Source organism: Allorhizobium pseudoryzae (assembly GCF_011046245.1).
Classification (GTDB): Bacteria; Pseudomonadota; Alphaproteobacteria; order Rhizobiales; family Rhizobiaceae; genus Neorhizobium; species Neorhizobium pseudoryzae.
In genome coordinates this window covers 531,055-556,608 of sequence record NZ_CP049241.1, presented here as the reverse complement: position 1 = coordinate 556,608, position 25,554 = coordinate 531,055, and the positions used below count along the sequence as shown (strand labels likewise).

Below are 25,554 nucleotides of genomic sequence, written 5' to 3'. Positions count from 1 at the left end.
ATGCTCACGCCTGGAACAACTGTGTCTGACGTCAGTCAGCCTTCCCGCGCTTCTGCAAGCCGCAACGGTAAAGGCGGATCGGGCGAATTCGGCGAGACTTTGTCTGCGATTGCCCAGGATGAACGACCGTCTCGCGACGGTTCGCAATCCGCCGAGAAGGGTGTTGCGACAGAGGATGACGCAACCGCGGAAAGCGCCGGTTCTCGCACGACTTCACGCCTGGCCCTGAGCTTCCTGCAGAAGACCGGAGAGGCGGCATCCGCCCAAGCGAAAGCCGAAGGCAGCTCGTCTGCGGCGACACTCGTGGCGCTGTCTGGCCAGAAGGCCGAGGTTCAGGCTGGTTCGGTCAAAGGCAGTGAACTTCAGGCGGGCCTGAAGACGAACGCGATGCCGGAAGGTCTGGTCGAACTGCCCGGGACGAAGGGCGAGGTCAAAGTCACGCAAGGGGTGGCCGGAGCAGGCGCCACGTCCGACGGTCCGTCGAAGGGGGGCCTGGTTTCGAATGGAAATGTGCCCATCCGCAAGGCGGTGGAACTGGCGCAAGACGGCAAGCTCCACGGGGGCAAGGAAGCGACGAACTCGAAAGCACGCGCCCTGGATACCGACCCGGACGCTGTTGCTGGTCAAGCCGCCGATGCCGTTGGCGACGCAGGACGACCGGGCACGGACATGCGGGTGACCACGGAAGGCGACCTCCAGACCAGTGCACAGGCCGTCGCAACCCTGCTCAGCGGGCTTGTCGCAGCCGATGGCGTTCAGCCGCAGCCGAAAAGTGCGGCGCGGGGTGACAGCCTCTCGTCAAAGCCCGAGACGGATGGCAAGGTCCTCCTCGACCCGACGGCTCTGGACGGCAGTGATCTGCTGGAGACGGCCCTGTCCAAGGATGCCGTGAACAAAACCATGCTGGAGCAATCGGCGACCGCCGACGAGACCGAGAAACGGGCGTTCCGCCTGACCTCGGCTCGTGACGGACGCAGCCTGGACATGACCATCGGCACCGACCAGAACGGCAAGGCGACCGTCGATACTTCGACGAAAACATCGGGGGCGGAAACGGTTTCGGTCCTCGACAGCCGTCGCTTCCTCGGCTTCAGCCAGTCCACCAACGGTGCGGCTCTGACCTCCACGATCGCTGGCGATTCGCAGTGGCAAAGGGCAATGCAACCGGGTGCCGCCTTGCAGAACGAACAGGCCCGCACAAGCAATGTCGTCAATACGCTGAAGCTGCAGATGACGCCGATCGACCTTGGAACGGTGACCGCGACGTTGCGGCTCGTTGGCGAGGAGCTGAGCGTGCACCTGACCGTGGAGACGCGTGCAGCCCACCAGCAGCTCTCGGACGACAGCAGCGGCATTCTCGGGGCTCTGCGTGCTCAGGGGTTCTCCGTTGACCAGGTGACCGTGACCATGTCGTCACAGGATTCGAACGCGCAGATGTCGAGCGACGGCCAACAGCGCTCGCCTGACGCAAACGGGCAGCAGGGGAACGCCCAGTCACAGGGACAGTCTTCGGGCCGATCAGAGGCATCAGTGAAGCATGGATCGAATGAAACAGAAGCGGGGACTGAAACACGGTCTCATTCCTCTGGCGGTGCTGGCGGGACTTCTGACATCTATCTCTGAGGCATGGGCGACTGCGGACGGAGCCTGTGAACGGGAGATCCAGGCGGCCGCCTCGAAATACGGAATTCCGGAGGGGATTTTGTATTCGGTCGGACTGACGGAAACCGGCCGCAAGGGTAGTCTCTATCCCTGGGCCTTGAATGTGGAGGGCAAGGCGCTTTTCCCCGAGACGTCTTCCCAGGCGCTTGAGGCCTTTGCGGAGGCGCGTCGCCAGGGAAAGACGCTGATCGATGTGGGCTGCATGCAGATCAACCAGTACTTCCACGGCGAGAATTTTTCGTCCGTGGAGGAGATGCTCAATCCAAAACGCAATGTGGAGTATGCGGCACGCTTCCTGCGCAACCTTCACGACAGGCATGAAACCTGGACGATGGCGGTAGCCAGATACCACGCCGGACCCAACAACGATCCCGCCCAGAAGCGCTATGTCTGCCGCGTGATCGCCAATCTGGTCGCCACCGGGTATGGTAACTGGACCCCCACCGCCCAACAATTCTGCCGGTAATGCAACTATGAATATGTTGCATTCGCCCGATTTTCGACGGGTGTTCGATGCGTTGCTGATTTGTCCAAAACATGGCAAAGCAAGGGCGCAAAAAGGTCTTGTTAACTTTTCCACCGCAAAATGGTGTGGAAAAGGATGATGTGGCACAAGATGTAGGGCAAATCGCGCCCCAATCCTTAATCAACTATTAAAAGCCATGGTTAATTTTGTAGAGTTGTCCATGACTCCTCCGATTCGTACCCATAGTGCATCGAGGCACCACACTGATTCGGAGGCGGACGAATGATCGTAGTGGTTGATGAGCGTGAGCTCGTTAAAGAGGGTTACACCTCACTATTTGGGCGCGAAGGCGTTCCTTCAACAGGATTTGATCCGAAGGAATTCGGAGAATGGGTCAACACAGCGGCGGATACGGACATTGCCGCTGTGGAAGCATTTCTGATCGGGCAGACGGAACGCTCCCTGGAGCTCCCGCGTGCGATCCGTGATCGCACCTCGGCACCTGTCATTGCGGTCAGTGACCAGCCGTCGCTCGAGGCGACGCTCGCACTGTTCGACAGCGGCGTCGATGATGTGGTTCGCAAGCCGGTCCATCCCCGGGAGATTCTTGCCCGCGCGGCAGCAATCCGCCGGCGGATCAAGGCGCTGACGAACTACACGGACATCGGCCCGATCCGCGTCTTCGACGACGGTCGCGATCCCGAGATCAATGGCGATATCTTCCCGCTTCCGCGTCGTGAACGCCGGATCCTGGAATATCTGGTCGCCAATCGTGGACGTCGCGTCTCGAAGACCCAGATCTTCAATGCCATCTATGGCATCTTCGACGACGAGGTCGAAGAAAACGTCGTGGAAAGCCACATCAGCAAGCTTCGCAAAAAGCTGCGCAAGAAGCTGGATTTCGATCCGATCGATTCCAAACGCTTCCTTGGCTACTGCATCGACTGGAATTGAGACAGGTAACGCCGCGGCGTTGCTCATCTTCAGCAACTATTAGTCAGATTCAACCCCGGAAATCGACGCAGGTTTCCGGGGTTGTATTTTGTTTGATGACCGAGTGTCGATCGTCGCTATCGGATTGCCCATCGAGACGGCCTTACCAGACAGCTTCACGCAAGGCCCGTCCTCTAGTGTCGTCTCATAGGCAAAACGGGGATTTGATATGAGCCTTTACGGAACGATGCGGACGGGTGTGTCCGGTATGAACGCACAGGCCAACCGTCTCGGCACCGTTGGTGATAACATCGCCAACTCCAGCACGGTTGGTTACAAGAAGGCATCGACGGAATTTTCATCGATGCTTCTGCCCTCCTCCGGCGGTTCCTACAATTCGGGCGGCGTCGAAACGAATGTTCGCTACTCGATCAACGATCAGGGTTCGTTCAGCTACACAACCTCAGCAACCGATCTGGCCATCAACGGCTCGGGCTTTTTCATCGTGACCGGCGCCGATGGTAGGGAATACCTGACCCGTTCCGGCAATTTCGAGGTTCAGTCCGACGGCAGCCTGCAGAATGCGGCCGGCTTCACCCTGATGGGCTACCCCTACGAAGAGAATGTCGACCCAACGATCGTCATTAACGGTTTTGAGGGTCTGCAAGAGGTCAACGTCACCGGCGGTGGGTTGCAGGCAACGCCATCAACCAGCGGCACCGTCAAGGGTAACCTGCCGGAAAACGAGGATGTTGGTTATACCAAGTCATCCTCCGTCGTGGCCTATGACAGCAAGGGCAATTCGCGTCTGCTGAATTATGTCTACACGAAGACGGCACAGAACACCTGGACCCTCGACATCCAGTATGACGGGACCTCTGTCACCGGCAAGACACCCGTTGCATCGGCCAATGGCACGGCAACCGGCAATCTCTACAGCGGCGCTGCTGTCGGCGACGTGGTGACCACCAAGTCGATCGCCTATGGGCCGGATGGGTCGTCCCATACGCTGACCTACAATTATACGAAGACGGCAACAGCCAATACCTGGGACCTTGAAGTCCTGGAAGACAGCACCTCGCTGGGTACGCAGGCTGGCCTGACCTTCGACCCGACCACCGGCGCTCTCACGTCCACGCCGACCACGCTCACGACCGCGGCCAATACCACGACCAAGGGCACGCTTGACCCTCTGACCATCGACTTCTCGGCCATTGCCGAAGGTACGGGCGTCAGTTCGGTTGCGGCTCAGTCCGATGGTAACGGCAACGCTTATGAACTGACCTTCGACGGAACGGGTAAACTGACCACGCCGACGTCCGTCACCACGACACAGCAGACCATTGATGGCGCGACCCTCAACGGTCTGACGATCGATATCGGCGCGCTGACCGAACTCGGTTCCGACTATTCGATCACCGGCGACGTCAACGGCAAGGGTGCCTCGGCAGTCGACAAGGTCGAGATCAGCAAGGATGGCATCGTGTCCATCCTCTACAAGAACGGTCAGTCGGTTCCGACCTACCGTATCGCTGTGGCCAACGTCCAGAGCCCGAACAACCTCACGCCGCTCGCCGGCAACGTTTACTCGCAGAGCCAGGATTCCGGCGTTGTGGTGATGGGGTATGCCGGCAACTCCGGCTACGGCCAGATCCTCTCCAACACGCTCGAAGATTCCAACGTCGATATTGCCGAGGAACTGACGGCGATGATCGAGTCGCAACGCAATTACACGGCCAACTCGAAGGTTTTCCAGACCGGTTCGGAACTTTTGGAAACCCTCGTGAACCTCAAGCGGTAATCGCTTCGTAGCGTAACAAAGGTAAGCTAATGTCGCTTTCTACAGCACGGTCAACAGCTCAGGCGATCTTCAACAACACGTCCCGTCAAACGGCCGTGCTGGGAACGAACATTTCCAATACGCAGAACGCCGATTACAACAAGCGTACCGTGATGATCGTATCGACGGAAACCGGCGCGCGCGTCGGGTCCGTCTACCGCGAAGAGAATGCGGCACTGTTCCGCCAATCACTGGAAAGCCGGTCTCAGGCCAGCGCGCAGCAAACGCTGGTCGATGGCCTGACCGACCAGATGGCCAACCTGCTTGGCGGCAACAATTACGGACTGGCCCCGAATACTTATCTGACCAGTTTCTACAGCTCGCTGGAATCCTATGCGGCCAAGCCGAGCGATACCACGCTCGCCTCCGGCACGGTTTCCGCAGCGCAGGATCTGGCGAACTCGCTCAACACGACCTCCAAGGGTCTGCAGGCGATTCGCGCGGATGCCGACAAGACGATCAATGAGCAGGTTTCTGATCTCAACAGCCTGCTCTCGCAGTTCGAGTCCAAGAACAACGAAGTGGTCACGGCAATTGCAACCGGAAAGGATGCCAATTCCGCGCTCGATGAACGCGATGCGCTGCTGAAGAAGATTTCGGATATCGTTGGTGTTTATACCTGGTCGCGCGATAACGGCGACATGGCGCTTTATACGATGGACGGCACCACCCTGTTCGAAACGGTGGCTCGCAAGGTCACATTCGAATCGACCACGACCTATGATGCGTCCGTTTCGGGCAAGCCCATTCTTGTCGATGGTGTCGCCCTGTCGGCCGGCAAGGGAGGCGACACCACCGCAAGCGGTTCGCTGCAGGCTCTTTTGCAGATCCGCGACGATATCGCCCCGACCTATCAGCGCCAGCTCGACGAGATGGCCAAGTCGCTGATCGAGATGTTTCAGGAAACCGACACTTCGGCTTCCACGACCGCCACGGGTCTGTTTATCGATAAAGAATCGACCACGGGCTCGATCGTCACAATCGACAACCTTGCCTACCGAATTTCTGTCAATTCGAAGGTTATCCCTCCGAATGGCGATCCGACGCTTGTCCGTGACGGCGGGATCAACGGTCCGAGCTATGCGTCCAACACCACGGGCGAAAGCGGCTATTCGGCTCTGCTCGATGCCTATGCGGCGAAGTTCAACGATACGCGTACTTATCCCCCGGAAACCAACATCGGGGGCTCCCAGTCGATCCTGAATTTTTCGGCAGCTTCGATCGGCTGGTTTGAGACAATCCGTAGTTCCGCGACAAAAGCAGACGAAACCAAGACGGCGCTCATGTCTCGCACAAGCGAAGCGTATTCTAATGCAACGGCAGTCAGTCTTGATGAGGAACTGTCCCTGCTTCTCGAAGTGGAGCAGTCGTACAAGGCCGGAACGAAGCTGCTGAACGCAGTCGATGAGATGATCAAGACGCTTCTCGATACGGTAGGCTAAGTGTTATGAAAACGTCATTCAGCTCCAATATTGGCATCCAGAGCAGCCTGGCCCAGACCATGGCGAAGGCCCAGAAGGAGCTTGTCGATGCCAATCAGGAAGTGTCGACCGGTGTTCACGCCGATATGGGTGTGGCGCTCGGTTCCTCGACCACCCGCAGCCTGGATCTGACGCGCGACCTGCTTCGTATCGAAAGCCTTCAGGCATCCAATTCGCTGGCCAAGACGCGCATCGATTCGTCCGAGGGTGCCCTCAGCAACATGGCGGACCAGGTCACCACGGCCTCCGGACTTCTGACGGGCCTTGGCAATACCGAATCGACGGTCAACGAAGTGGTCTTGACCATGACATCGGCCCTCGACGCCTTCACGGCAGCCGGAAATGCCTCAGCTGCCGGGGAGTATATCTTCGCCGGCACCAATACCGACATCAAGCCGCTGACCTCCTACACGGACGACGGTTCGACGTTCAAGGCGGCGGTGGATCTGGAACTCAACCAGTATCTCTCGGATAACGGCATCGCGTCCAAAGCCGACATGACCAAGACCGAGATGCAGACGTTCCTGGAGGATCTGCAGAAGAAGTTTACCGGTGAAACGCCGTTGACCGATCCCCCTCACACCGGTCTGGCGGGCGAGGATTTCTGGAAGACCTTCGTCTCCAGCGCCTCCGATTCGAACATGACGACGCGCATCACCCCGAGCGAGACGATCGTCAGTTCGGTGAACGCAAATGACTCCGGCTTCCGCAACTTCATGTTCGGCGCCATCGTGACCATCGAATTCCTGCCCTCGGCAACGGATCAGACCCGTTCGGCAATCGTCGACAGCGCCCAGGCCGCTCTCGGTCGCGCTTCGGCGGGCGTCTCTACTCAGCGCAGCCAGCTGGGTCTGTCGAGCGAGCGCATCTCCAAGGCGACAGACAGCCTGGAGACGCAGAAGACGATCATCGAAAACAGTGTGAGCGATCTGCAATCGGTCGATTCATACGAAGCAGCAACAAGGGTCACCGAACTCCAGTCGCTTCTGGAAGCGGCCTACACGCTGACCTCGCGAATACAGAAGTTGAGTCTCATAAACTACCTTTGATGATCAAAGGGAGTCGGTGAAAATGAAGGATACATGAATGTACCAATTTTCATATGCCGAGATCATGGAGGATGACGTCGCCGACGCCAAAACCCGAGAACGGCAGGCGTTGGATCGCTCCATCGAACTATTGAAGGCTGCGCGGGAAGAGAGCCGATACTCCCGCGCCTCCATCGAGGCTCTGTTTTACACACGACGTGTCTGGATCAGGTTCATTGAGGATCTGAGGCAGCCAGAAAACGAGTTGAACGCCGACCTGCGTGCCAATCTGATTTCGATCGCAATCTGGATCTTGAAGGAATGCGAGCAGATCAGACGGCGCCAGTCCGACAATTTCCAAGGCATTATCGACGTGACCACCATCATCAGGGATGGACTTAAATGAAAAGTACGCTGCGCATCTCGCTGAAATCGGGCGAAAGGATCTTCATCAACGGGGCCGTTCTGCGCGTCGACCGTAAGGTGGCGCTCGAATTCCTCAATGACGTGACCTTCCTGCTCGAAAACCATGTTCTCCAGTTGGAGGACGCGACGACGCCGCTCCGTCAGCTTTACTTCATCGCTCAGATGATGCTGATCAACCCGGAGGGCAAGGATCAGTCGCTGTCTATGTTCCGCAAGTCGATCACCATGCTGCTGAACTGCTTCCGGGACGAGGAAGTTCTGGCAGAACTGAAGCGGATCGATGCCATGGTTGTCAGCGGTCGCGCCTTCGACGCTCTGAAGGCGATCCGTGGTCTCTACTCGATCGAGGATCGCATCCTCAACAGCCAGGAAATGACGCCTGCGACTGTCGAGCAGATTCGCCGGGAGATTGCTCCGTGGCGGTAGATTCGGTCGCAGCGACGACGGCCTCTTCCAACCCGTGGGCGAATGCCGCGTCGTCCTCGAAAGACGCCAACAGCGCGAGCATCAACTACGACAACTTCCTGCAGCTCTTGATCGCCCAGATGAAGAACCAGGATCCGACCGATCCGATGGACGCTTCGGAACAGATCTCGCAGCTTGCTTCGTTCTCGCAGGTCGAGCAGACGATCCAGACCAATACCCACCTGAAGAGCATGCTTCAGGCGGAAGCGCTCACACGCGCCGGCGATACGGTCGGCAAGTACATCATGAGCGCGGACGACACGACGACCGGCAAGGTCAAGGAAGTCCAGGTCTTCTCGGATGGTGTCATCGCGGTGACGGAAGCCGGCGACAAGATCCTGCTCCAGGCCGGTGTTGTCGTCTCGGACAAGGAGATCCAGGCAAAGTCGGAGACAGAGAAATCCGATAGTGCAGCGTCTGCTGCAGACGACGGAAGCTCGACGTAATCCAGCAGGCCCGGTACAACGGGCCTGTCGAATCACCCCGAATGAATCGGGGCAGGAGAGGCTGATGAACGAAGCCGACGCATTGGAAATCATGCAGGCCGCCATGCGGACGGTTCTGATTGCCGCAGGGCCGGCAATTCTCGTTGCCATGGTCGTCGGTGTGGCGATCGCCTTCCTTCAGGCGCTGACCCAGATTCAGGAAATGACTCTGACCTTCGTGCCGAAGATCGTCTCGATCCTGCTTGCAGTCGGATTGACGGCTCCCTTCATCGGCAGCCAGATCAATCTGTTTGCCCAATTGGTGTTCTCGCGCGTCCAGTCCGGCTTCTAGCGGGACCGGAACGGAGACATCGCGCGCCCGTGCCATCCTCGCGCAAGCTTCGCGCTCTAGGGTCTCCTCGACTAGGCATGATCTCCGTCATGCCGCCTTCTCATGAAGAGACGGATACCTGATGGCGCAACCACCGGCATTATCGATTCCCAAGGTCAATCCCAACGGCCGCGACATTGGCTTCGCGCTCGGCATCGTCTGCATTCTGTGCATTCTGTTCCTGCCGATCCCGACCTTCCTGATCGACATGGGCCTTGCCTTCTCGATTGCGTTTTCCGTCCTGATCCTGATGGTCTCGCTCTGGATCCAGAAGCCGCTCGACTTTTCGTCCTTTCCGACCATTCTGCTGATCTCGACGATGATCCGTCTGTCGCTGAACATCGCGACGACGAGAACCATCCTGACGCACGGCCACGAAGGGCACGATGCGGCCGGCGGCGTGATCGCCGGTTTCGCCTCGCTCGTGATGTCCGGCGATTTCATGATCGGTGTGATCGTCTTCATGATCCTGGTCACGGTCAATTTCATCGTCATCACCAAGGGTGCGACGCGTATCGCTGAAGTCGGCGCCCGCTTCACCCTGGATGCCATTCCCGGCAAGCAGATGTCGATCGATGCCGACCTGTCCGCCGGGATCATCGACGAAAAGGAGGCGCAGCGCCGCCGCCGTGAGCTCGAAGAAGAAAGCATGTTCTTCGGGTCGATGGACGGTGCGTCCAAATTCGTGCGCGGCGATGCGGTCGCCGGCCTCATCATCACGGCCATCAACATCTTCGGCGGCATCGTCATCGGTGCGTTCCGCCATGGCATGCCGATCGGCGAGGCGGCGGATGTTTTCGTCAAGCTGTCGATTGGCGATGGTATCGTCTCCCAGGTTCCCGCCCTGGTGGTCTCGCTGGCCGCCGGCCTTCTTGTCACCCGCGGTGGTACGGCCGGCACGGCCGATCAGGCGGTTCTGGACCAGCTCGGCGGTTATCCCCGCGCCCTCTCGGTTGCGGCAGGCCTGATGGGAATCCTGGCGCTCGTGCCCGGACTTCCCTTCGTTCCCTTCGTTGCGCTTGGCGGCCTGATGGCCTTTGGTGCCTGGCTCGTTCCGCGCCGTGTCGAGGCCGAGGCCAAGGCGCGCCGGGATTCCGAAGAAAAGAAGATGATCCAGACGAAGGAGTCCGACAAGGATTCCGTCAAGTCGATGCTCAAGACGGCCGAGATCGAACTGGCACTGGGCAAGCAGGTCTCCACCCGCCTCCTCGGCGCGCACCAGGAACTCGCCTTCCGCGTTGGCAAGATGCGCAAGAAGTTTGCCACGCAGTACGGTTTTGTCGTGCCCGAAATCAAGGTTGCCGACGACATCACGATCCCGGAAAAGTCCTACCAGATCCGCATCCACGGCACCACGGTGGCGTCCAATTCGCTCCGGGTCGGCGACGTTCTCGTCATCACCGGCTCGGGCCGCAAGCCGAGCATTCCGGGCGACGAGATCCGCGAACCCGCCTTCGGCATGCCGGCGGTCTCCATTCTGGAAGCCTTTGCGGAAGACCTGAAGCGCGAGGGTTTCCACCCGATCGACAACGTCTCGGTCGTGCTCACGCATTTGAGCGAAGTCATCCGCAACAACCTGCCGCAGCTTCTGTCCTACAAGGACGTCAAGATCCTCATCGACCGGATGGACCCGGAATACAAGAAGCTGGCGGACGAGATCTGCACCTCGCATATGTCCTATTCGGGCCTGCAGGCCGTTCTGAAGCTTCTGCTGGCCGAACGCGTGTCGATCCGCAACCTGCACCTCATCCTCGAAGCGGTTGCCGAACTGGCACCGCATGTGCGCAAGACCGAGCAGATCGTCGAGCATGTGCGCGTGCGCATGTCGCAGCAATTGTGCGGCGATCTGGCCGACAATGGCCAGCTGCGCGTGCTGCGCCTCGGCAGCAAGTGGGACCTTCTCTTCCATCAGGCGCTCAAGCGCGATGGCAAGGGCGAAGTCCTGGAATTCGACATCGACCCGCGCACGCTGGAAGAGTTCAGCGAACAGGCCAGCAAAGTTATCCGTGAGTTCATGGACCGCGGCCTGCCCTTCGTACTTGTCACATCGCCCGAAACAAGGTCCTATGTGCGCATGATCATCGAGCGACTCTTCCCGACTCTCCCCGTTCTGTCGCATGTGGAGCTGGCAAAGGGCCTCGACATCAAGATTCTGGGCTCGATTTCATGATCACTGACCCGCAGGGGACCGTGCTGACTCTGTTTCTGGCCTTTTGCCGGATCGGCGGATGCTTCATGGTCCTTCCGGGTTTTTCGAGCGCGCGCGTGCCAACGAATATTCGGCTTTTCCTGTCTCTGGGTTTGTCGCTGGCCGTCATGCCGGTCCTCTGGGACACGCTTTATCCCAGAGTGTCCGCAACGCCCGCCAGCATGATCGGTCTGATCGGCTCGGAACTGCTGATCGGCATCATGTACGGCATGATTGCCCGCATGTACGTGCTGGGCCTGCAGTTTGCCGGGGCCATCCTCACCATGTCGATCGGCTTCACGGCACCCGGCGGGCATGACGTGCTGGAAGACATGCAGGAAACCTCGCTGACCAGCCTCATCACCTTTTCCGGGCTGATGCTGCTCTTCATCCTCGATTTTCACCACATGATCTTCCGGGCGCTGGTCGATTCCTATTCGGTCACGCCGGTGGGCGCCGTGCTGGAGCCGCAGAAGCTGCTGATCACGCTTACCGATACGCTCCGGGCCTCCACCAACATCATGCTGCGGCTGGCGAGCCCGTTTCTGATCTACGGGCTGCTGTTCAACGTCGCGATCGGCCTCGTCAACAAGCTTGCGCCGCAGGTGCCCGTCTACTTCATCTCGACGCCCTACCTGATCACGGGAGGCATCTTCATGATGTATCTGGCGATCGCCGCGATGATTCGTCAGTTTGCCGATGGCTTCGGCCCCGTCTTCCAGTCGTTCTGAGGTTTGAGATGGCAGATGGCGGACAACCTCGGTCGAAGAAGCTGAAGCGCCTCGTCGCCCTCCAGAGGCACGTCGAAAAGATGGTCGAGGGTGAACTTGCAGAGACCACGCGGCAGCGCACCGAGGTGGGAGAACAGATGGATATGGTCATCGGCGCCATCGGGTCGATGACGCCGGTTCATATGCAGTTCTCCAAGGGATATTCGGAACGTTTCAGCCGGCTGATGATAAAGGACAAGCAATTGTCGGGCGTGCAGCAGGTGCAGGAAACCAGGATCCTGCGCGAACGCACGAAGGGCGATCGCCTTGAGGAACAGATGCAGGAAGCCCGGGGCCTGGAAGACCGCGAGAAGGAAGACGAAGCGGTTTATGATCTGCTCGAGATCATGCTGATGCCCGGACGCGACAAAAAATACTGACCGATGCCACGCCTTCACACATCCGCAGTCCGTGCGGGCTGCGCGAGCGCACCTGCATGTCATTCCATCAATTATTGATATCTCACGTGACGCCAGCCTGCAGCAAGCTTCACGACGCATAGTTTCGCCACTCACATGAAAGGAAGCTCAAGTGGCGATTTCTCCTCCAAGCGATCTCGTACTCGACGTCCTGCGCGCGGCAGACCCCACGGACGTCCAAGCCGCCCAGGCAAAGCTGAAAGCATCGCGTTCTGCCTTTGCGGCCAATAGCCTGGCATCATCCGGAAAGGGCTTTTCCGCGGCGGTTGATCTTCTTGACGGCTCGGCGACGAAAGCCCGCATGGACCACGCCGAAAGAACATCGAAATCGGCGGAAATGCCGGAGGAATACCGTAAGTTCGAAGCATCGATCCTGCAGAACTTCGTCAACGACATGATGCCGAAGGACAGCGAGGAAATCTATGGCAAGGGTTCGGCCGGCGAGTTCTGGCAGAGCATGATGTCCGAGCAGATTGCCGACCAGATGTCGAAGAATGGCGGGGTCGGCATTGCCGAGCAGATCTATTCCCAGTCGCTTCAGCGTCTGCGCAATGAAGGCACACCCAACGCCGTAACGGATGAGGACAGCCGCAATCGCTCCCTCAGCATGGTGGATGATTTTCAGAGAAAAGTTCTCGACCTCGCTCCCGCTGAACGGGCCGAGGCATAAAAGATGAATAGGACTGGGACAGGACAGATGGAAGTTGTTTCCGCGGATTACCGTATCAAGTCGGTTCTCGGCCGGCTCGAAATGATCATCGACAATGAGAACGAACGGATCGGCAGCGACCCGCAATTCGATCTCAAGGTGTCGAATGCACATAAAAGCCGTTGCCTGTACGAACTGACGATGCTGTTCCGCGGCACCAATCCGCAGGAATTTGCCGTCAATCACATCGAGCAGATGCATGCGCTGAAGGCGAAGCTGACGCTGAATGCGCGGCGTGTCGAGGCGCATCTGCACGCCGTGCGCACGGTGGCGGATCTGTTGAAGAACGCCGCACGTGATGCGGAAGGCGACGGCACCTACACGCAAGAACAGTTCCTTTACAGCGAAGTCTGATGGTCAAGCTTATCCTCACCGGTCTCTGGGTCTGCGTCGTCACGCTCGGTGCCGTCTATTTCTCTGTGCAGATGTCGCTTCCGAAGCCACCGGTGGACGAAGCGACTTTGTTGAAGGAAAAATCGGAGCTGGTGAAGGGCGAGGCGATCAACGTTCCGATGCTCGCCGATGGCGCGGTGCAGGGATATTTCCTCACGCGCATATCGTTCATGATGGACAAGGAAAAGATCAAGGGCGTCCATCTTCCGGTAACGGAAATGATGACCGACGAGCTGTTTACCCTGCTCGTCGGCAGCAAGCTGGTCAATCTCGACAACACCAAGGCCTTTGATCTTGGGGCCTTCCGCGATGGCATCAAGGAGTCGCTGAACAAGAAGTTCGGCGGCGACTACGTTCTCGATGTTCTGGTCGAGCAGCTCGACTACATGTCGAAGGATGATATCCGGGCGAATGGCGAGCGCAGCCCCACCAAGCAGGTTGCCCCCCTCAAGATCGTCGAGGGCGTCAAGGTCGAGGCGCCGGCCAAGAGTGGGCACTAAGACCAAGGCTCGATCCTTGAGGGTGGCCTGCCACCCGCCCGGCGCGCATTGATGCATCAAGATCGACGCCGGCGACTTCCTAAATTAACGATTTGTTCGCCAAAGAAATTTAGGCTGCCTTAAGATTTGGGCGGCCTGCTGCGTGTGCGGCCGCGGGAGCGGTTAGGCACATGTTTTCTTCAGGCGAAGCAACGATGAGCGATCCGGCAGGAGACGGCCTGCCTTTCCACGCCGCGCACAATCGCAGACCCGTCCTGCGGGCCGGCATTCTGACGGCCGCCGCGGCCCTTGGTGCGATGGTGCCGGCAGTCCTGCCGGTCGATCTCAGCCGAAACTACACGGCCGAAACCCGTATCGAACTGGCAAGCCTGTCCAAGGCGGAAGAACAGGCCTTCCTGGCAAAGGCCCGCCACAATCTCGGCACGCCATCCTTTCTGGATGGGGCCCTCCAAAAGATCGGCACCTCACTGCCGGTATCACCCGACCAGCGAGAACAGACGGCGTTCGGCTTTTTGTCCGACCTTGCGACCCGTCGCGACGTTCGCCCATCGGCAACGGAAAGTCTGGCGCGAAGCCGATTGGCCGAGCAGGTGGTTCTGGTCGATGGAGGCCAGGACCGCCGGTTGACGGTGGCCGTTCGCGATCCGGACCTTGAGCGCGCCGTGGTAACCGCCAACACGATTGCCGATCTGCTCGTCTCTGCCGATCATGACCACGCATCACTGGAGACGAGTGCCGTCCGCAATGCCCGCCAGTCTCTGGAGAAGGTGCAGGCCGAACTCGAATCGCTCGCCGTGCCCGACCAAGACCTTCAGGCGTTGAAGACACAGGAAGGCGCTCTGTCCGACTTGGCCGCCGAGGGAGCGGCTCTTGACGCATCGCAGGCCGCTTTGCAGCAGAAGGCGAGCCTGCTTTCTGAACTGCAGCCGCAATCCATTCTCAAGAACGCTGTGCCGGATGAACTCGCCGGGACCGGGCTGGAAGAGGCGCGCCGCCGCTACCAGGATGCCAAGCTCGAGGTTGATCAGTTGTCGGTCTCGCTGGGACCGCGTCATCCACGGCTCGTCGCAGCCAAGGCCACCGAAGACGAGGCACGGGCGGCGATTTCGACCAGCCTGCAGCGCGCGGCTGGCGGCGTGAAGCAGCAGCTGGACGGGGTGAAGGCGCAATTGCAGGACCTCGCCAAGCGACGCGCCGATCTGGAGGCGCAACCCGTCTCGGAAGCGGCGCGCAAGCGGCTTGCGCTGGAAAGCCAGCTTGAGTCCGCACGCCTTGTGTATCTCGACACGCTCCGGGGTGCCGAACAGGCCCCGCAGTCCGCGCCGTCCCTCACGCGTCTTGACCGGGCAACCGTCGATACGGCTGAGGCATCCGGCTTGCCGGCCTGGCTCTATGCGCTCATCAGCGGACTGGCGGCAGCGTGCCTGGCAGGCGCGGCCCTGCCCGGGCGGTCCACGGAGGATGAGGATGCGGACATGCCTGCAGTCGCCGTCGCATCTCACCGCGCGACCGATGTCGAACCCCGTTTTGTCGATCTGCCGGCGCCGGTGCATCGTGCGCAGCCGGAAGCCATACGCTTTGCCTCACCCGCTGATCTCGGCGTGGAGCAGCCGGCCGAAGAAACACCCTCGCTGGCCGCGATGGACCGAGCCGCGGAACCGGTGCATCCGAAGATGCCGAGCTTCGACGAATATTATCAGCCGAAGCCCGCAAGCTCTTCGCGGTCCTTCAATCTGGAGCAGGTGACCGCGCGGGTTGCCAATGACACAGGACCAGTCGGTCTCCGCGACGAAATGCTGCTGAGGACGCTCATCTCCAACCGCACGGTGGTCTCGCCACAGCAGCCCCTGCCGCAACTCCTTGCCTCCATCCTGTCGCGTCGTCAGCTCGAGACCCAGGCTGAGGCGCTGCCGGTGCAGACAGCGGAAGAGCGCGAAATGCAGGACCTGAAGCGCGAGATCGAGGCCCTGCGTCGTCAGGTCGAAGAGCAGCTCGCGGATCGGGAGCCTTCTGTCCAGCCGCGCTACGCCGTCGCGCGGTAGACCCCAACGGCCGGCTGAACCGCATTCCGCCCTTGCAATCCCGGCCCTCTCGGCATAGGCGTCTGCCACAAACGGCACTGGCCTCCCGTTGGCGCGGGAGCTCTCGAAAACCGTAAGGAGCAGGGCGTGGCAACGATCATTGATGGCAAGCAGGAAGCGGCAAAGGTGACGGATATCGTTGCGCAAGCGGCGGCGACATTGGAGCGCGAGGCGCATATCAAGCCCGGTCTCGCGGTGGTCATCGTCGGTAACAACCCGGCAAGCCATGCCTATGTGAACGCCAAGAGCCGGATGGCCAAGCAGTGCGGCTTTCACTCCATGCAGTATTCGCTCGCGGAAGAAACGACGCAGGACGAACTGGAATCGCTGGTTGAAAAGCTGAATGCCGATCCCGCCGTTCACGGCATCCTGGTGCAACTGCCGCTGCCTGATCACCTGCAGGCCGAGCCGGTGATCCAGTCCATCCGTCCGGAAAAGGATGTCGATGGCCTGAACGTCGTCAATGCCGGCAAGGTGGCGAGCGGGGATCTGGCAAGCGGTCTTGTCTCCTGCACGCCCGCCGGTGCGATGATCCTCGTGCGCAACATCCACGGCGCCGACCTTTCGGGCCTCAATGCCGTGGTGATCGGTCGCTCCAACCTGTTCGGCAAGCCGATGGGCCTGCTGCTGCTTGCCGCCAATGCGACGGTCACGATGGCGCATTCGCGCACCAAGGATCTGGCATCGGTCTGCCGCCAGGCGGATATCCTGGTGGCGGCCGTCGGCCGTCCCTTCATGGTCAAGCAGGACTGGGTGAAGAAGGGGGCGACAATCATCGATGTCGGCATCAACCGCATCGATGCGCCGGAAAAGGGCGAGGGCAAGACGCGTCTCGTGGGCGATGTGGCCTTCGATGAGTGCGTAGACCTTGCCGGTGCGATCACGCCGGTTCCGGGCGGCGTCGGCCCGATGACGATCGCCATGCTGATGGCCAATACCGTCGTTGCCGCCTACCGTTCGGTCGGTCGCCCGATTCCAAAATTCTGAGGTCTCTCAGGCCGGCGCCGGGCCGGTCGAGGCGCGGATATTGAGCGCGGCCGTCCACAGTTCCTGGCGCGGCAGATCGGCCTCCGGATCGGTCACGGCAGCGATCAGCCGCTCTGCGGTCCTCCGTCCTGCCTCTCTCAGCGACGAGCGCGTCGTCGTGAGCGGCGTGGAAAAATGCTCCGGCTTCAGCAGCATCAGGTCGTCGTCATGGGCAATCAGTGAGATGTCCCTGCCAAGCTGCAAGCCGGCCTCGCGGATGGCGCGCACGGCGCCGAGCGCCAGAACCGTGCTGGCGCACAGGACGGCGGTGGGCCGCTCTTTTGCCTGCATGAGCCGCGCCATCTGCTGATAGCCATTGGCGTCGGTCATGAGGGTATGGCTGGTCGAGGCATCCGGCAGGTGGAGGCCGGCCTTGGCGAGCGCATGCTCCACGCCAATGCGTCTTCGCGCGGCGAAGTCGAGATCGGCAGGTCCGTTGATCAGTGCGAAACGTCGATGGCTGAGTTGCAGCAGGTAGTTGGCCGCCTCGCGGAACGCCCCCTCATTATCGACGTCGAGAAACGGGTAATCCTCGGCAATCCCCAGTGAACGGCCATGCACGATGAAGGGGAGCGCAAGCGACTTCGCCATCTCGATGCGCGGATCCTGCGCCCGCATATAGGCAAGGTAATAGGCATCCACGCTGCCGCTGTTGACGAGGTCGCGGATGGCCTGCTCTTCCTTTTGCGGATGGGCGGGCATGATGACGAAGTGGAATTCATGCTTGAGACATTCGTCGGCAAGACCGCTCTGGAACTCCGCAAAGTGGATATCCGCCGATTGCCCATCGGAAATCGGCATCACGAGACCCAGTGAACCGGCCTTGCCGGTCGCCAGTCGCCGCGCGGCGCGGTTGGGGCGGTAGCCGGTTTCCTCCGCCGCTTTCAGCACCCGTTGCCGCGTTTCCTCGTTGACCTCCGGATAGCCGTTCAGCGCACGGCTGATCGTCGTCTGGGACAACCCCAACAGTTCTGACAATTGCTTGAGATTCACCGTATTTTCTCCCCGCTTTTCCGATGTTTCCCTCAAAAAGCATCGTTCAAAGCGCTTCGGGAGCTTATCAGCGCCGAGACTTCACGGAAATGAAAAAGTGGACGCGGGTGACGGATGCCCTAATTCATGGCACACTTCGCGCAATTCCAAGGCGAAACGAAAAGACTCTTGACTCACAGGGGCACACCATGGCTTCTTCCTTTCCAAAGCGCTTTGAATGCTTTTGTGATGTCTGGGTGGGAAGACATAGATTTCAGGAACGGGAGGTACTTGCATGAGACATTTGTTGCTTGCTGGCGTGGCCGTCATCGGCCTTTGCAGTTCGGCTGCCATGGCGGCGGATCTCAAATTCGCGCCCGGCCAGGATGCGAAGTTCAACTGGGCGAGCTATGAGGAGTTCAAGAAGGCGCATGGCGACATCAAGGGCCAGACGCTGACGATCTTCGGCCCCTGGCGTGGGGATGACGAGAAGCTGTTCCGCAGCGTGCTCGCCTATTTCAACGATGCGACCGGCGCCAACGTTCAGTATTCCTCGTCGGAAAACTACGAACAGCAGATCGTCATCGATACGCAGGCCGGCTCTCCGCCGAACATCGCGATCCTGCCGCAGCCGGGTCTTCTGCAGGACCTTGCCTCCAAGGGCTTCCTCACGCCGTTGAAGGCCGACACCTCGGACTGGGTCAAAACCAATTACGGCGCCGGTGAATCCTGGGTGAAGCTTGGCACCTACAAGGGCAAGGACGGCAAGGACGCCTTCTTCGCCTTCCCCTACAAGGCCGACCTGAAGTCGCTCGTCTGGTACGTTCCGGAAAACTTCGAGGAAGCCGGCTACAAGGTGCCGAAGACGATGGAGGAGCTTTATGCGCTCTCCGACCAGATCGTCAAGGATGGCGGCACGCCCTGGTGCATCGGGCTGGGCTCAGGCGGTGCGACCGGCTGGCCGGCGACCGACTGGGTCGAGGACCTGATGCTGCGCATGAATACGCCGGAAACCTATGACCAGTGGGTGACCAACGAAACGAAGTTCAACGATCCGAAGGTCGTCGGCGTCATCGAGGAATTCGGCAAGTTCGCCAAGAACGACAAGTATGTTTCCGGCGGTGTGGCCGCGGTCGCCTCGACCGATTTCCGCGACAGCCCGAAGGGTCTCTTCGACATTCCGCCGAAGTGCTACCTGCATCACCAGGCCTCCTTCATTCCGACCTTCTTCCCGGAAGGCACGAAGCTCGGCACGGATGCGGACTTCTTCTACATGCCGACCTATGCGTCGAAGCCCGAACTCGGAACGCCGGTGCTGGGTGCTGGCACGCTGGTGACGATCACCAAGGATTCGCCGGCGGCCCAGGCCTTCGTCGACTTCCTGAAGACGCCGATTGCGCATGAAGTGTGGATGGCGCAGTCCGGCTTCCTGACGCCGTTCAAGGGCGTGAAGACGGAAGCCTATGCCAATGATGCGCTGAAGAAGCAGGGCGAGATCCTGACGACGGCGACGACCTTCCGCTTCGATGGCTCCGACCTGATGCCGGGCAAGATCGGCGCCGGCGCCTTCTGGACGGGCATGGTGGATTTTGTCGGCGGCAAGTCTGCCCAGCAGACGGGCGACGAGATCCAGAAGGCCTGGGACGGCCTCAAGTAAAACTTTCTCACTCCGTGCGCGGCGGGTCTTTCGCTCGCCGCGCACGCTCTGCCTTTAGAAAACAGCCGGCATGATCACCGGTATAACGAGGTCCGGGCAGGACCATGAGGAGGGGACATGATATCGCAGATCGTCTCAGCCGTCGGCGTGATGATCGTCGGCGTCTTCGCCTGCGCACTCTATTACTGGCTGTCGGACAAGATCCTCAATCTGGCCCTGCCGGTGCGCGATGGCGATGTGACGCAGGCCTCGCGCAACTTGAACCGCCGCGCCGTCGTGCGTCCGTGGCTCTTCCTCGGGCCGGCACTTCTCCTGCTCGGCATCTACCTCGTCTATCCGGTCATCGCGACCTTCATCCTGTCCTTCTACGATCGCAGCGGCCAGACCTTCGTCGGTCTCTCGAACTATCGCTGGGCCTTCTTCGACGCAGGTTTCCGGCAGTCGATCTTTAACAACATCCTCTGGTTGGCCGTCGTGCCCGCCGCCTGCACTTTCTTCGGCCTGGTGATCGCTGTGCTGACTGATCGCATCTGGTGGGGCAATATCGCGAAAAGCATAGTTTTCATGCCGATGGCGATCTCCTTCGTCGGTGCCTCCGTCATCTGGAAATTCATCTACGAATATCGTGGCGCTGCCGACAACCAGATCGGCTTGCTGAATGCCATCGTGACTTCGCTCGGTGGCGATCCGCAGGTGTGGATCTCCATGCCGTTCTGGAACAACTTCTTCCTGATGGTCATCCTGATCTGGATCCAGACCGGCTTTGCCATGGTGATCCTGTCGGCAGCCCTGCGCGGCATTCCGGAGGAGACGATCGAGGCGGCCGTCATCGATGGCGCCAATGGCTGGCAGATCTTCTGGAAAATCATGGTGCCGCAGATCTGGGGCACGATTGCCGTCGTCTGGACCACCATCACCATTCTCGTGCTGAAGGTCTTCGACATCGTGCTGACGATGACCAACGGCCAGTGGGACACGATGGTGCTGGCCAACCTGATGTTCGACTGGATGTTCCGCGGCGGCGGCGACAGTGGCCGAAGTGCGGTCATCGCGCTCATCATCATGGCGGCGGTCACGCCGATCATGGTCTGGAACATCCGCCAGGCCAACCGCGACGCAGGAGGACACTGACATGGCGAGCCTCGTTACCCGTCTGAAACGCGTCGGCCTGCCACGCCTCATCGTTCATCTCTCGGTCCTCTTCATTGCCATCCTCTGGTTGATCCCGACGCTCGGGATCCTCGTCACCTCGATCCGCGACAAGGACCAGATCACGACCTCCGGCTGGTGGACCGCCTTTAGCAGTTCCACGCAGACAAGCGCCGGGCGTCTCGGCGATCCGTCGAGTGCAAAACAGGATGGCGCCAATTACGTCATCACCGGCTCGGTCTTCGAAGAAGGGCAGGGGGGCACCGTGCGCTCCTTCGGCGTGCGCGTTCAGGACCCCGCAGCCTTCCCGGCTGGTGAACCGGCGGATCTCGGCGAGGGCGAGACGCTGACGATCGAAAGCGACGGCTCTTACGTCTACACCAAAAACGCGCCCTTCGAGGGCTCGCGCGGCAAGCGCATCTATCTGACGGTCGCGACGCCGCCGGAATTCACGCTGCAAAACTACCAGACCGTTCTGCAGGGCGAGGGGATCGGCCAGGCCTTCATCAATTCGCTGACGGTGACGATCCCCGCTACCATCATTCCGATCCTGATTGCCGCCTTTGCCGCCTATGCGCTCTCCTGGATGAGCTTTCCTGGTCGCGCGCTGATCATCGCCATGGTCGTCGGCCTCATCGTCGTGCCGCTGCAGATGTCGCTAATCCCGCTGCTTCGCCTCTATAACGAAGTGGGCGCCTTCTTCGGCACCTCGTCGAAAACCTATGCCGGCATCTGGCTGGCGCATACCGCCTTCGGCATGCCGCTCGCCATCTATCTGCTGCGCAACTACATCGCCGGACTTCCCAAGGAGATCATCGAAAGCGCGCGCGTCGATGGCGCGTCGGATTTCGAAATCTTCGTCAAGATCGTCCTGCCTCTGTCTTTCCCGGCCCTTGCCTCGTTTGCCATCTTCCAGTTCCTCTGGGTCTGGAACGACCTGCTGATCGCCATCGTGTTTTTGGGCACAGGGCGCGATCAACTGGTGCTCACCGGCAGCCTCAATGCGCTGCTCGGCTCGCGCGGCGGCAACTGGGAAATCCTGACGGCCTCCGCCTTCGTCACGATCATCGTGCCGTTGCTGGTGTTCTTCGGGCTCCAACGTTATCTGGTGCGCGGTCTCCTTGCCGGTTCGGTCAAGGGCGGCTGAGCACATTTCTCTCAAGGTCAATGACGCATGATTGCTTCTCCCCAGACGATGGAAGCGCCGGACGCCGATTGGTGGCGTGGCGCTGTCATCTACCAGATCTACCCGCGCTCCTATCAGGATTCGAACGGCGATGGCGTCGGTGACCTGAAGGGCATCACCGCGCGCCTGCCGCATATCGCGGCCCTTGGCGCGGATGCGATCTGGATCTCGCCCTTCTTCCCGTCGCCGATGAAGGATTTCGGCTACGACGTCTCCAATTATGCCGATGTCGATCCGATGTTCGGAACGCTCTCGGATTTCGACGCGCTGATTGCCGAGGCCCATCGCCTGAAGATCAAGGTGATGATCGACCTCGTCATCTCGCACAGCTCCGACCAGCATGCCTGGTTCATCGAAAGCCGGTCGAGCCGCGTCAATCCCAAGGCGGACTGGTATGTCTGGGCCGATCCGAAGCCGGACGGCACGCCGCCCAACAATTGGCTGTCGATCTTCGGCGGGTCCGCCTGGGCCTGGGATCCGACGCGCATGCAGTATTACCTGCATAACTTCCTCACCTCGCAGCCGGACCTCAACCTGCACAATGCCGAGGTGCAGGATGCGCTTTTGGACGTCGTGCGCTTCTGGCTGAGGCGTGGTGTCGATGGCTTCCGCCTCGACACGATCAACTTCTATTTCCACGACAAGGAATTGCGCGACAACCCGTCGCTGGCCCCCGAACGGCGCAATGCCTCGACGGCCCCGGCGGTCAATCCGTATAATTTCCAGGAGCATATCTACGACAAGAACCGCCCGGAAAACATCGCCTTCCTGAAGCGCTTCCGCGCCGTGTTGAACGAGTTCCCGGCGATTGCCGCCGTCGGCGAGGTGGGCGACAGCCAGCGCGGTCTCGAAATCGTCGGCGAATACACCTCCGGCGGCGACAAGATGCAGATGTGCTACGCCTTCGAATTCCTGGCGCCCGACGTACTGACACCGGTGCGGGTGGCCGAAGTGCAGAAGGAATTTGCCGCGGCCGCGCCGGAAGGCTGGGCCTGCTGGGCCTTTTCGAACCACGATGTGGTGCGCCATGTCTCGCGCTGGGGCGCCGACGTGATGGACCGCGAGGCCTATGCCAAGCTGCTCTCCGCCATTCTGCTGACGCAGCGCGGATCGGTCTGCATCTATCAGGGCGAGGAACTTGGCCTGACCGAAGCTGATATTGCCTTCGCCGACCTGCAGGACCCTTATGGCATCCAGTTCTGGCCGGAATTCAAGGGCCGCGACGGCTGCCGCACGCCGATGGTCTGGGACGACCATGCGGTTCAGGCTGGCTTCTCCACCGCGGACAAGACCTGGCTGCCGATCCCGGTGGAGCATCAGCTGCGCGCCGTCAACGTGCAGCAGGGCGTTGAGACTTCGGTGATGGAACATTACCGCCGCTTCCTCGCCTTCCGCCGCGAGCATTCAACCTTCGCCAAGGGCGAGATCGGCTTCCTGGCGCCGACCGAAAGCCTGCTGGCCTATACCCGTTCCTTCGGCAACGAGACGCTGCTCTGCCTCTTCAACATGAGCGCAGATGCGATCGACGCAGCACTTCCGGATGGCGACTGGGAGGTGCTGACGGGCCATGGCTTCGAGGCAACGCTCGACGGACGCTCCGTCAACCTGCCGGCCTGGGGCGCGTTCTTCGCCCGGCTGGCGTGACATGACAATCAGGTCCGGGAGGGACAGCCTTCCCGGACCAATAACACGAACGAAACCTGGCCCATCGTGAAAACCGGGCAAAAAGGCGTCAAGAAGGGGAGAGACATGGCTGGCTTGGTTCTGAAGGACATCCGCAAGGCGTATGGTCAGGTGAAGGTGCTGCACGGCATCGATCTCGACATCCGGCAGGGCGAATTCATCGTCTTCGTAGGTCCGTCCGGCTGCGGCAAGTCCACGCTGTTGCGCATGATTGCCGGCCTGGAGGAGATCACCAGTGGCGACATGTTCATCGATGGCAACCGGGTCAACGAGGTGCCGCCCTCCAAGCGCGGCATTGCCATGGTCTTCCAGTCCTACGCGCTCTACCCGCACATGACGGTCTACGACAACATGGCCTTCGGCATGCGCATTGCCGGCGAAAGCAAGGAGGAGATCGATCGACGCGTGCGCGCCGCCGCCGATATCCTCCAGCTGACGCAGTATCTGGAGCGCTTGCCGAAGGCGCTCTCCGGCGGCCAGCGCCAGCGTGTCGCGATCGGCCGGGCCATCTGCCGCGATCCAAAAGTGTTCCTGTTCGACGAACCGCTCTCCAACCTCGATGCGGCGTTGCGCGTCGCGACCCGCATCGAGATCGCCAAGCTCAACGAGAGCATGCCGGACACGACGATGATCTACGTCACCCACGACCAGGTGGAGGCAATGACGCTCGCCGACCGGATCGTCGTGCTGTCTGCCGGACGTATCGAACAGGTCGGCCCGCCGCTCGAGCTTTATGAGCGCCCGCAGAACCTGTTCGTTGCGAAGTTCATCGGCTCGCCGGCGATGAACATCATCCCGGCGACGGTCAAGGAAACCGGCTCGACCACCCGCATTGACCTGAAGGGCGGCAAGGTGGTTTCCGTTCCCGTTGCGACGGAGTCTTCGGAGACCGGCAAGGCCGCAAGCTTCGGTATCCGCCCGGAGGACCTGACTGTCACGACCGGCGAGGATTACCTGTTCGAAGGCAAGGTCGCGATCGTCGAGGCGCTGGGTGAGGTGACGCTTCTCTACATCGAGGGACTGACGGATGAGGAGCCGATCATCGCCAAGCTGCCGGGCATCTTCAAGGTCGAGAAGGGAGAGGTGCTGCGCTTTGCCGCCGACCCCGCCAAGATGCATCTTTTCGATGCAAGCGGGCAGACCTATCGGCGCTGAGTTCGCCTCGGAAAGCGGCGGGCGTAACCAAAACGTAACGGTTGACCACACCCAATGTTAAGGTTCGCTCCCTAGGATCATGGCATTGAATAAGGCCGTCGATGCCGAGGGTAAGATGAATTCTCGTCCGCACTACCTGAAAAAGGAAGAGTCCTTCATGTACGACCGCGAAACGCGGTTCAAGCTGGAAGAGACGATGAATGCGGGCCGCATCGAGTTCACCGAAAAGCACGTCATGCACATGGGGCAGCGCCGCTGCGACGTGATCGCCATCTCGATGAGCGGGGCGGTCCTGTCGCTCCTGTCGCAGTCCAACCTGCCGAACGAATTCGTGCTCGACATTCCCGATGCCCGCATCATGAAGATCGGCTGCGTGCTGATGCGCATGAATACCAACAACACGATCGACGTTCGTTTCCTGCGCATGTTGACGGAAAAGGAACTCGATCGCATCTTCATCTTCTCGACCCATCCGGCGCACAAGGACAGGAAGCTGGATGTGAGGAGCTGGTGAGGGTGTCGGGCTATGGAAATAATTTAATGCTATGC

Annotated in this window: 25 protein-coding genes; 24 read left to right on the top strand and 1 reads right to left on the bottom strand. The window is 60.2% G+C overall.

The window, feature by feature from the left end:
- Positions 1-21 precede the first annotated feature (21 nt).
- The 18 genes from fliK to folD all read left to right on the top strand — a co-directional run bounded on the left by fliK (position 22) and on the right by folD (position 17,164).
- Positions 22-1,623, top strand: coding sequence for a flagellar hook-length control protein FliK (gene fliK, locus G6N78_RS02760; protein ID WP_165215530.1), 1,602 nt, complete (start codon positions 22-24; stop codon positions 1,621-1,623).
- Positions 1,538-2,128, top strand: a complete 591-nt coding sequence (locus G6N78_RS02755) for a transglycosylase SLT domain-containing protein (RefSeq protein ID WP_370691472.1) — start codon at positions 1,538-1,540, stop codon at positions 2,126-2,128. The genes fliK and G6N78_RS02755 overlap by 86 nt, the downstream gene beginning before the upstream one ends.
- Before the next feature lie 282 nt (positions 2,129-2,410).
- The gene (locus G6N78_RS02750; protein ID WP_165215526.1) at positions 2,411-3,082 is read left to right on the top strand and encodes a response regulator transcription factor; all 672 of its coding nucleotides are present in this window, start codon (positions 2,411-2,413) and stop codon (positions 3,080-3,082) included.
- A 208-nt stretch (positions 3,083-3,290) separates the two neighbouring features.
- The gene (locus tag G6N78_RS02745) at positions 3,291-4,862 is read left to right on the top strand and encodes a flagellar hook protein FlgE (protein ID WP_165215524.1); all 1,572 of its coding nucleotides are present in this window, start codon (positions 3,291-3,293) and stop codon (positions 4,860-4,862) included.
- A 29-nt stretch (positions 4,863-4,891) separates the two neighbouring features.
- Positions 4,892-6,343, top strand: coding sequence for a flagellar hook-associated protein FlgK (flgK, locus tag G6N78_RS02740; protein ID WP_165215522.1), 1,452 nt, complete (start codon positions 4,892-4,894; stop codon positions 6,341-6,343).
- Between the two features lie 5 nt (positions 6,344-6,348).
- Entirely contained in the window at positions 6,349-7,431 is a 1,083-nt protein-coding gene (locus G6N78_RS02735; protein ID WP_165215520.1) for a flagellar hook-associated family protein, read from the top strand.
- Between the two features lie 37 nt (positions 7,432-7,468).
- Complete coding sequence (flaF, locus tag G6N78_RS02730; RefSeq protein ID WP_165215518.1) at positions 7,469-7,816, top strand: flagellar biosynthesis regulator FlaF; 348 nt, start codon at positions 7,469-7,471, stop codon at positions 7,814-7,816.
- Positions 7,813-8,262: a flagellar biosynthesis repressor FlbT gene (flbT, locus tag G6N78_RS02725; RefSeq protein ID WP_165215515.1), complete on the top strand. Its 450-nt coding sequence runs from the start codon at positions 7,813-7,815 to the stop codon at positions 8,260-8,262. Before flaF ends, flbT begins: the two co-directional genes overlap by 4 nt.
- Positions 8,253-8,747 (top strand): flagellar hook assembly protein FlgD, encoded by a 495-nt coding sequence (gene flgD / locus G6N78_RS02720; protein ID WP_165215513.1) that lies wholly within the window; start codon positions 8,253-8,255, stop codon positions 8,745-8,747. Before flbT ends, flgD begins: the two co-directional genes overlap by 10 nt.
- 64 nt (positions 8,748-8,811) lie before the next feature.
- Positions 8,812-9,078 (top strand): flagellar biosynthesis protein FliQ, encoded by a 267-nt coding sequence (gene fliQ, locus G6N78_RS02715; protein ID WP_165215510.1) that lies wholly within the window; start codon positions 8,812-8,814, stop codon positions 9,076-9,078.
- 121 nt (positions 9,079-9,199) lie between these two features.
- A complete protein-coding gene (gene flhA / locus G6N78_RS02710; protein ID WP_165215508.1) occupies positions 9,200-11,287 on the top strand; it encodes a flagellar biosynthesis protein FlhA in 2,088 nt (695 codons plus the stop codon).
- The gene (gene fliR / locus G6N78_RS02705) at positions 11,284-12,036 is read left to right on the top strand and encodes a flagellar biosynthetic protein FliR (RefSeq protein WP_165215505.1); all 753 of its coding nucleotides are present in this window, start codon (positions 11,284-11,286) and stop codon (positions 12,034-12,036) included. The genes flhA and fliR overlap by 4 nt, the downstream gene beginning before the upstream one ends.
- 8 nt (positions 12,037-12,044) lie before the next feature.
- A complete protein-coding gene (locus G6N78_RS02700; RefSeq protein WP_165215503.1) occupies positions 12,045-12,455 on the top strand; it encodes a hypothetical protein in 411 nt (136 codons plus the stop codon).
- A gap of 151 nt (positions 12,456-12,606) precedes the next feature.
- The gene (locus tag G6N78_RS02695) at positions 12,607-13,164 is read left to right on the top strand and encodes a rod-binding protein (RefSeq protein ID WP_165215500.1); all 558 of its coding nucleotides are present in this window, start codon (positions 12,607-12,609) and stop codon (positions 13,162-13,164) included.
- A gap of 27 nt (positions 13,165-13,191) precedes the next feature.
- Complete coding sequence (locus G6N78_RS02690; protein ID WP_165215498.1) at positions 13,192-13,557, top strand: hypothetical protein; 366 nt, start codon at positions 13,192-13,194, stop codon at positions 13,555-13,557.
- Entirely contained in the window at positions 13,557-14,096 is a 540-nt protein-coding gene (locus G6N78_RS02685; protein ID WP_165215495.1) for a hypothetical protein, read from the top strand. Before G6N78_RS02690 ends, G6N78_RS02685 begins: the two co-directional genes overlap by 1 nt.
- Before the next feature lie 194 nt (positions 14,097-14,290).
- Positions 14,291-16,138, top strand: a complete 1,848-nt coding sequence (locus G6N78_RS02680) for a GumC domain-containing protein (protein ID WP_165215493.1) — start codon at positions 14,291-14,293, stop codon at positions 16,136-16,138.
- Positions 16,139-16,264: 126 nt separating this feature from the next.
- Positions 16,265-17,164 carry a bifunctional methylenetetrahydrofolate dehydrogenase/methenyltetrahydrofolate cyclohydrolase FolD gene (gene folD, locus G6N78_RS02675; protein ID WP_165215490.1) on the top strand — a complete coding sequence of 300 codons (900 nt, stop codon included), beginning with the start codon at positions 16,265-16,267 and terminating at the stop codon, positions 17,162-17,164.
- A 6-nt stretch (positions 17,165-17,170) separates the two neighbouring features.
- Here the strand turns inward: folD and G6N78_RS02670 are convergent, their stop codons facing one another.
- The gene (locus tag G6N78_RS02670; RefSeq protein WP_165215488.1) at positions 17,171-18,196 is read right to left on the bottom strand and encodes a LacI family DNA-binding transcriptional regulator; all 1,026 of its coding nucleotides are present in this window, start codon (positions 18,194-18,196) and stop codon (positions 17,171-17,173) included.
- Positions 18,197-18,470: 274 nt separating this feature from the next.
- On the opposite strand from G6N78_RS02670, the gene G6N78_RS02665 reads away from it, so the two are divergent.
- The 6 genes from G6N78_RS02665 to G6N78_RS02640 all read left to right on the top strand — a co-directional run bounded on the left by G6N78_RS02665 (position 18,471) and on the right by G6N78_RS02640 (position 25,519).
- Positions 18,471-19,832 carry an ABC transporter substrate-binding protein gene (locus G6N78_RS02665; RefSeq protein WP_165215485.1) on the top strand — a complete coding sequence of 454 codons (1,362 nt, stop codon included), beginning with the start codon at positions 18,471-18,473 and terminating at the stop codon, positions 19,830-19,832.
- A 117-nt stretch (positions 19,833-19,949) separates the two neighbouring features.
- Positions 19,950-20,963 (top strand): carbohydrate ABC transporter permease, encoded by a 1,014-nt coding sequence (locus tag G6N78_RS02660; protein ID WP_165215482.1) that lies wholly within the window; start codon positions 19,950-19,952, stop codon positions 20,961-20,963.
- 1 nt (position 20,964) lies between these two features.
- Positions 20,965-22,128, top strand: a complete 1,164-nt coding sequence (locus G6N78_RS02655; RefSeq protein ID WP_165215480.1) for a carbohydrate ABC transporter permease — start codon at positions 20,965-20,967, stop codon at positions 22,126-22,128.
- 27 nt (positions 22,129-22,155) lie between these two features.
- Positions 22,156-23,811, top strand: a complete 1,656-nt coding sequence (gene bglA / locus G6N78_RS02650) for a beta-galactosidase BglA (protein ID WP_165215477.1) — start codon at positions 22,156-22,158, stop codon at positions 23,809-23,811.
- 105 nt (positions 23,812-23,916) lie between these two features.
- A complete protein-coding gene (locus tag G6N78_RS02645; RefSeq protein WP_165215475.1) occupies positions 23,917-25,005 on the top strand; it encodes an ABC transporter ATP-binding protein in 1,089 nt (362 codons plus the stop codon).
- A 157-nt stretch (positions 25,006-25,162) separates the two neighbouring features.
- On the top strand, positions 25,163-25,519 hold the full coding sequence (locus G6N78_RS02640) for a hypothetical protein (protein ID WP_165221197.1): 357 nt from the start codon (positions 25,163-25,165) through the stop codon (positions 25,517-25,519).
- Positions 25,520-25,554: the final 35 nt, after the last annotated feature.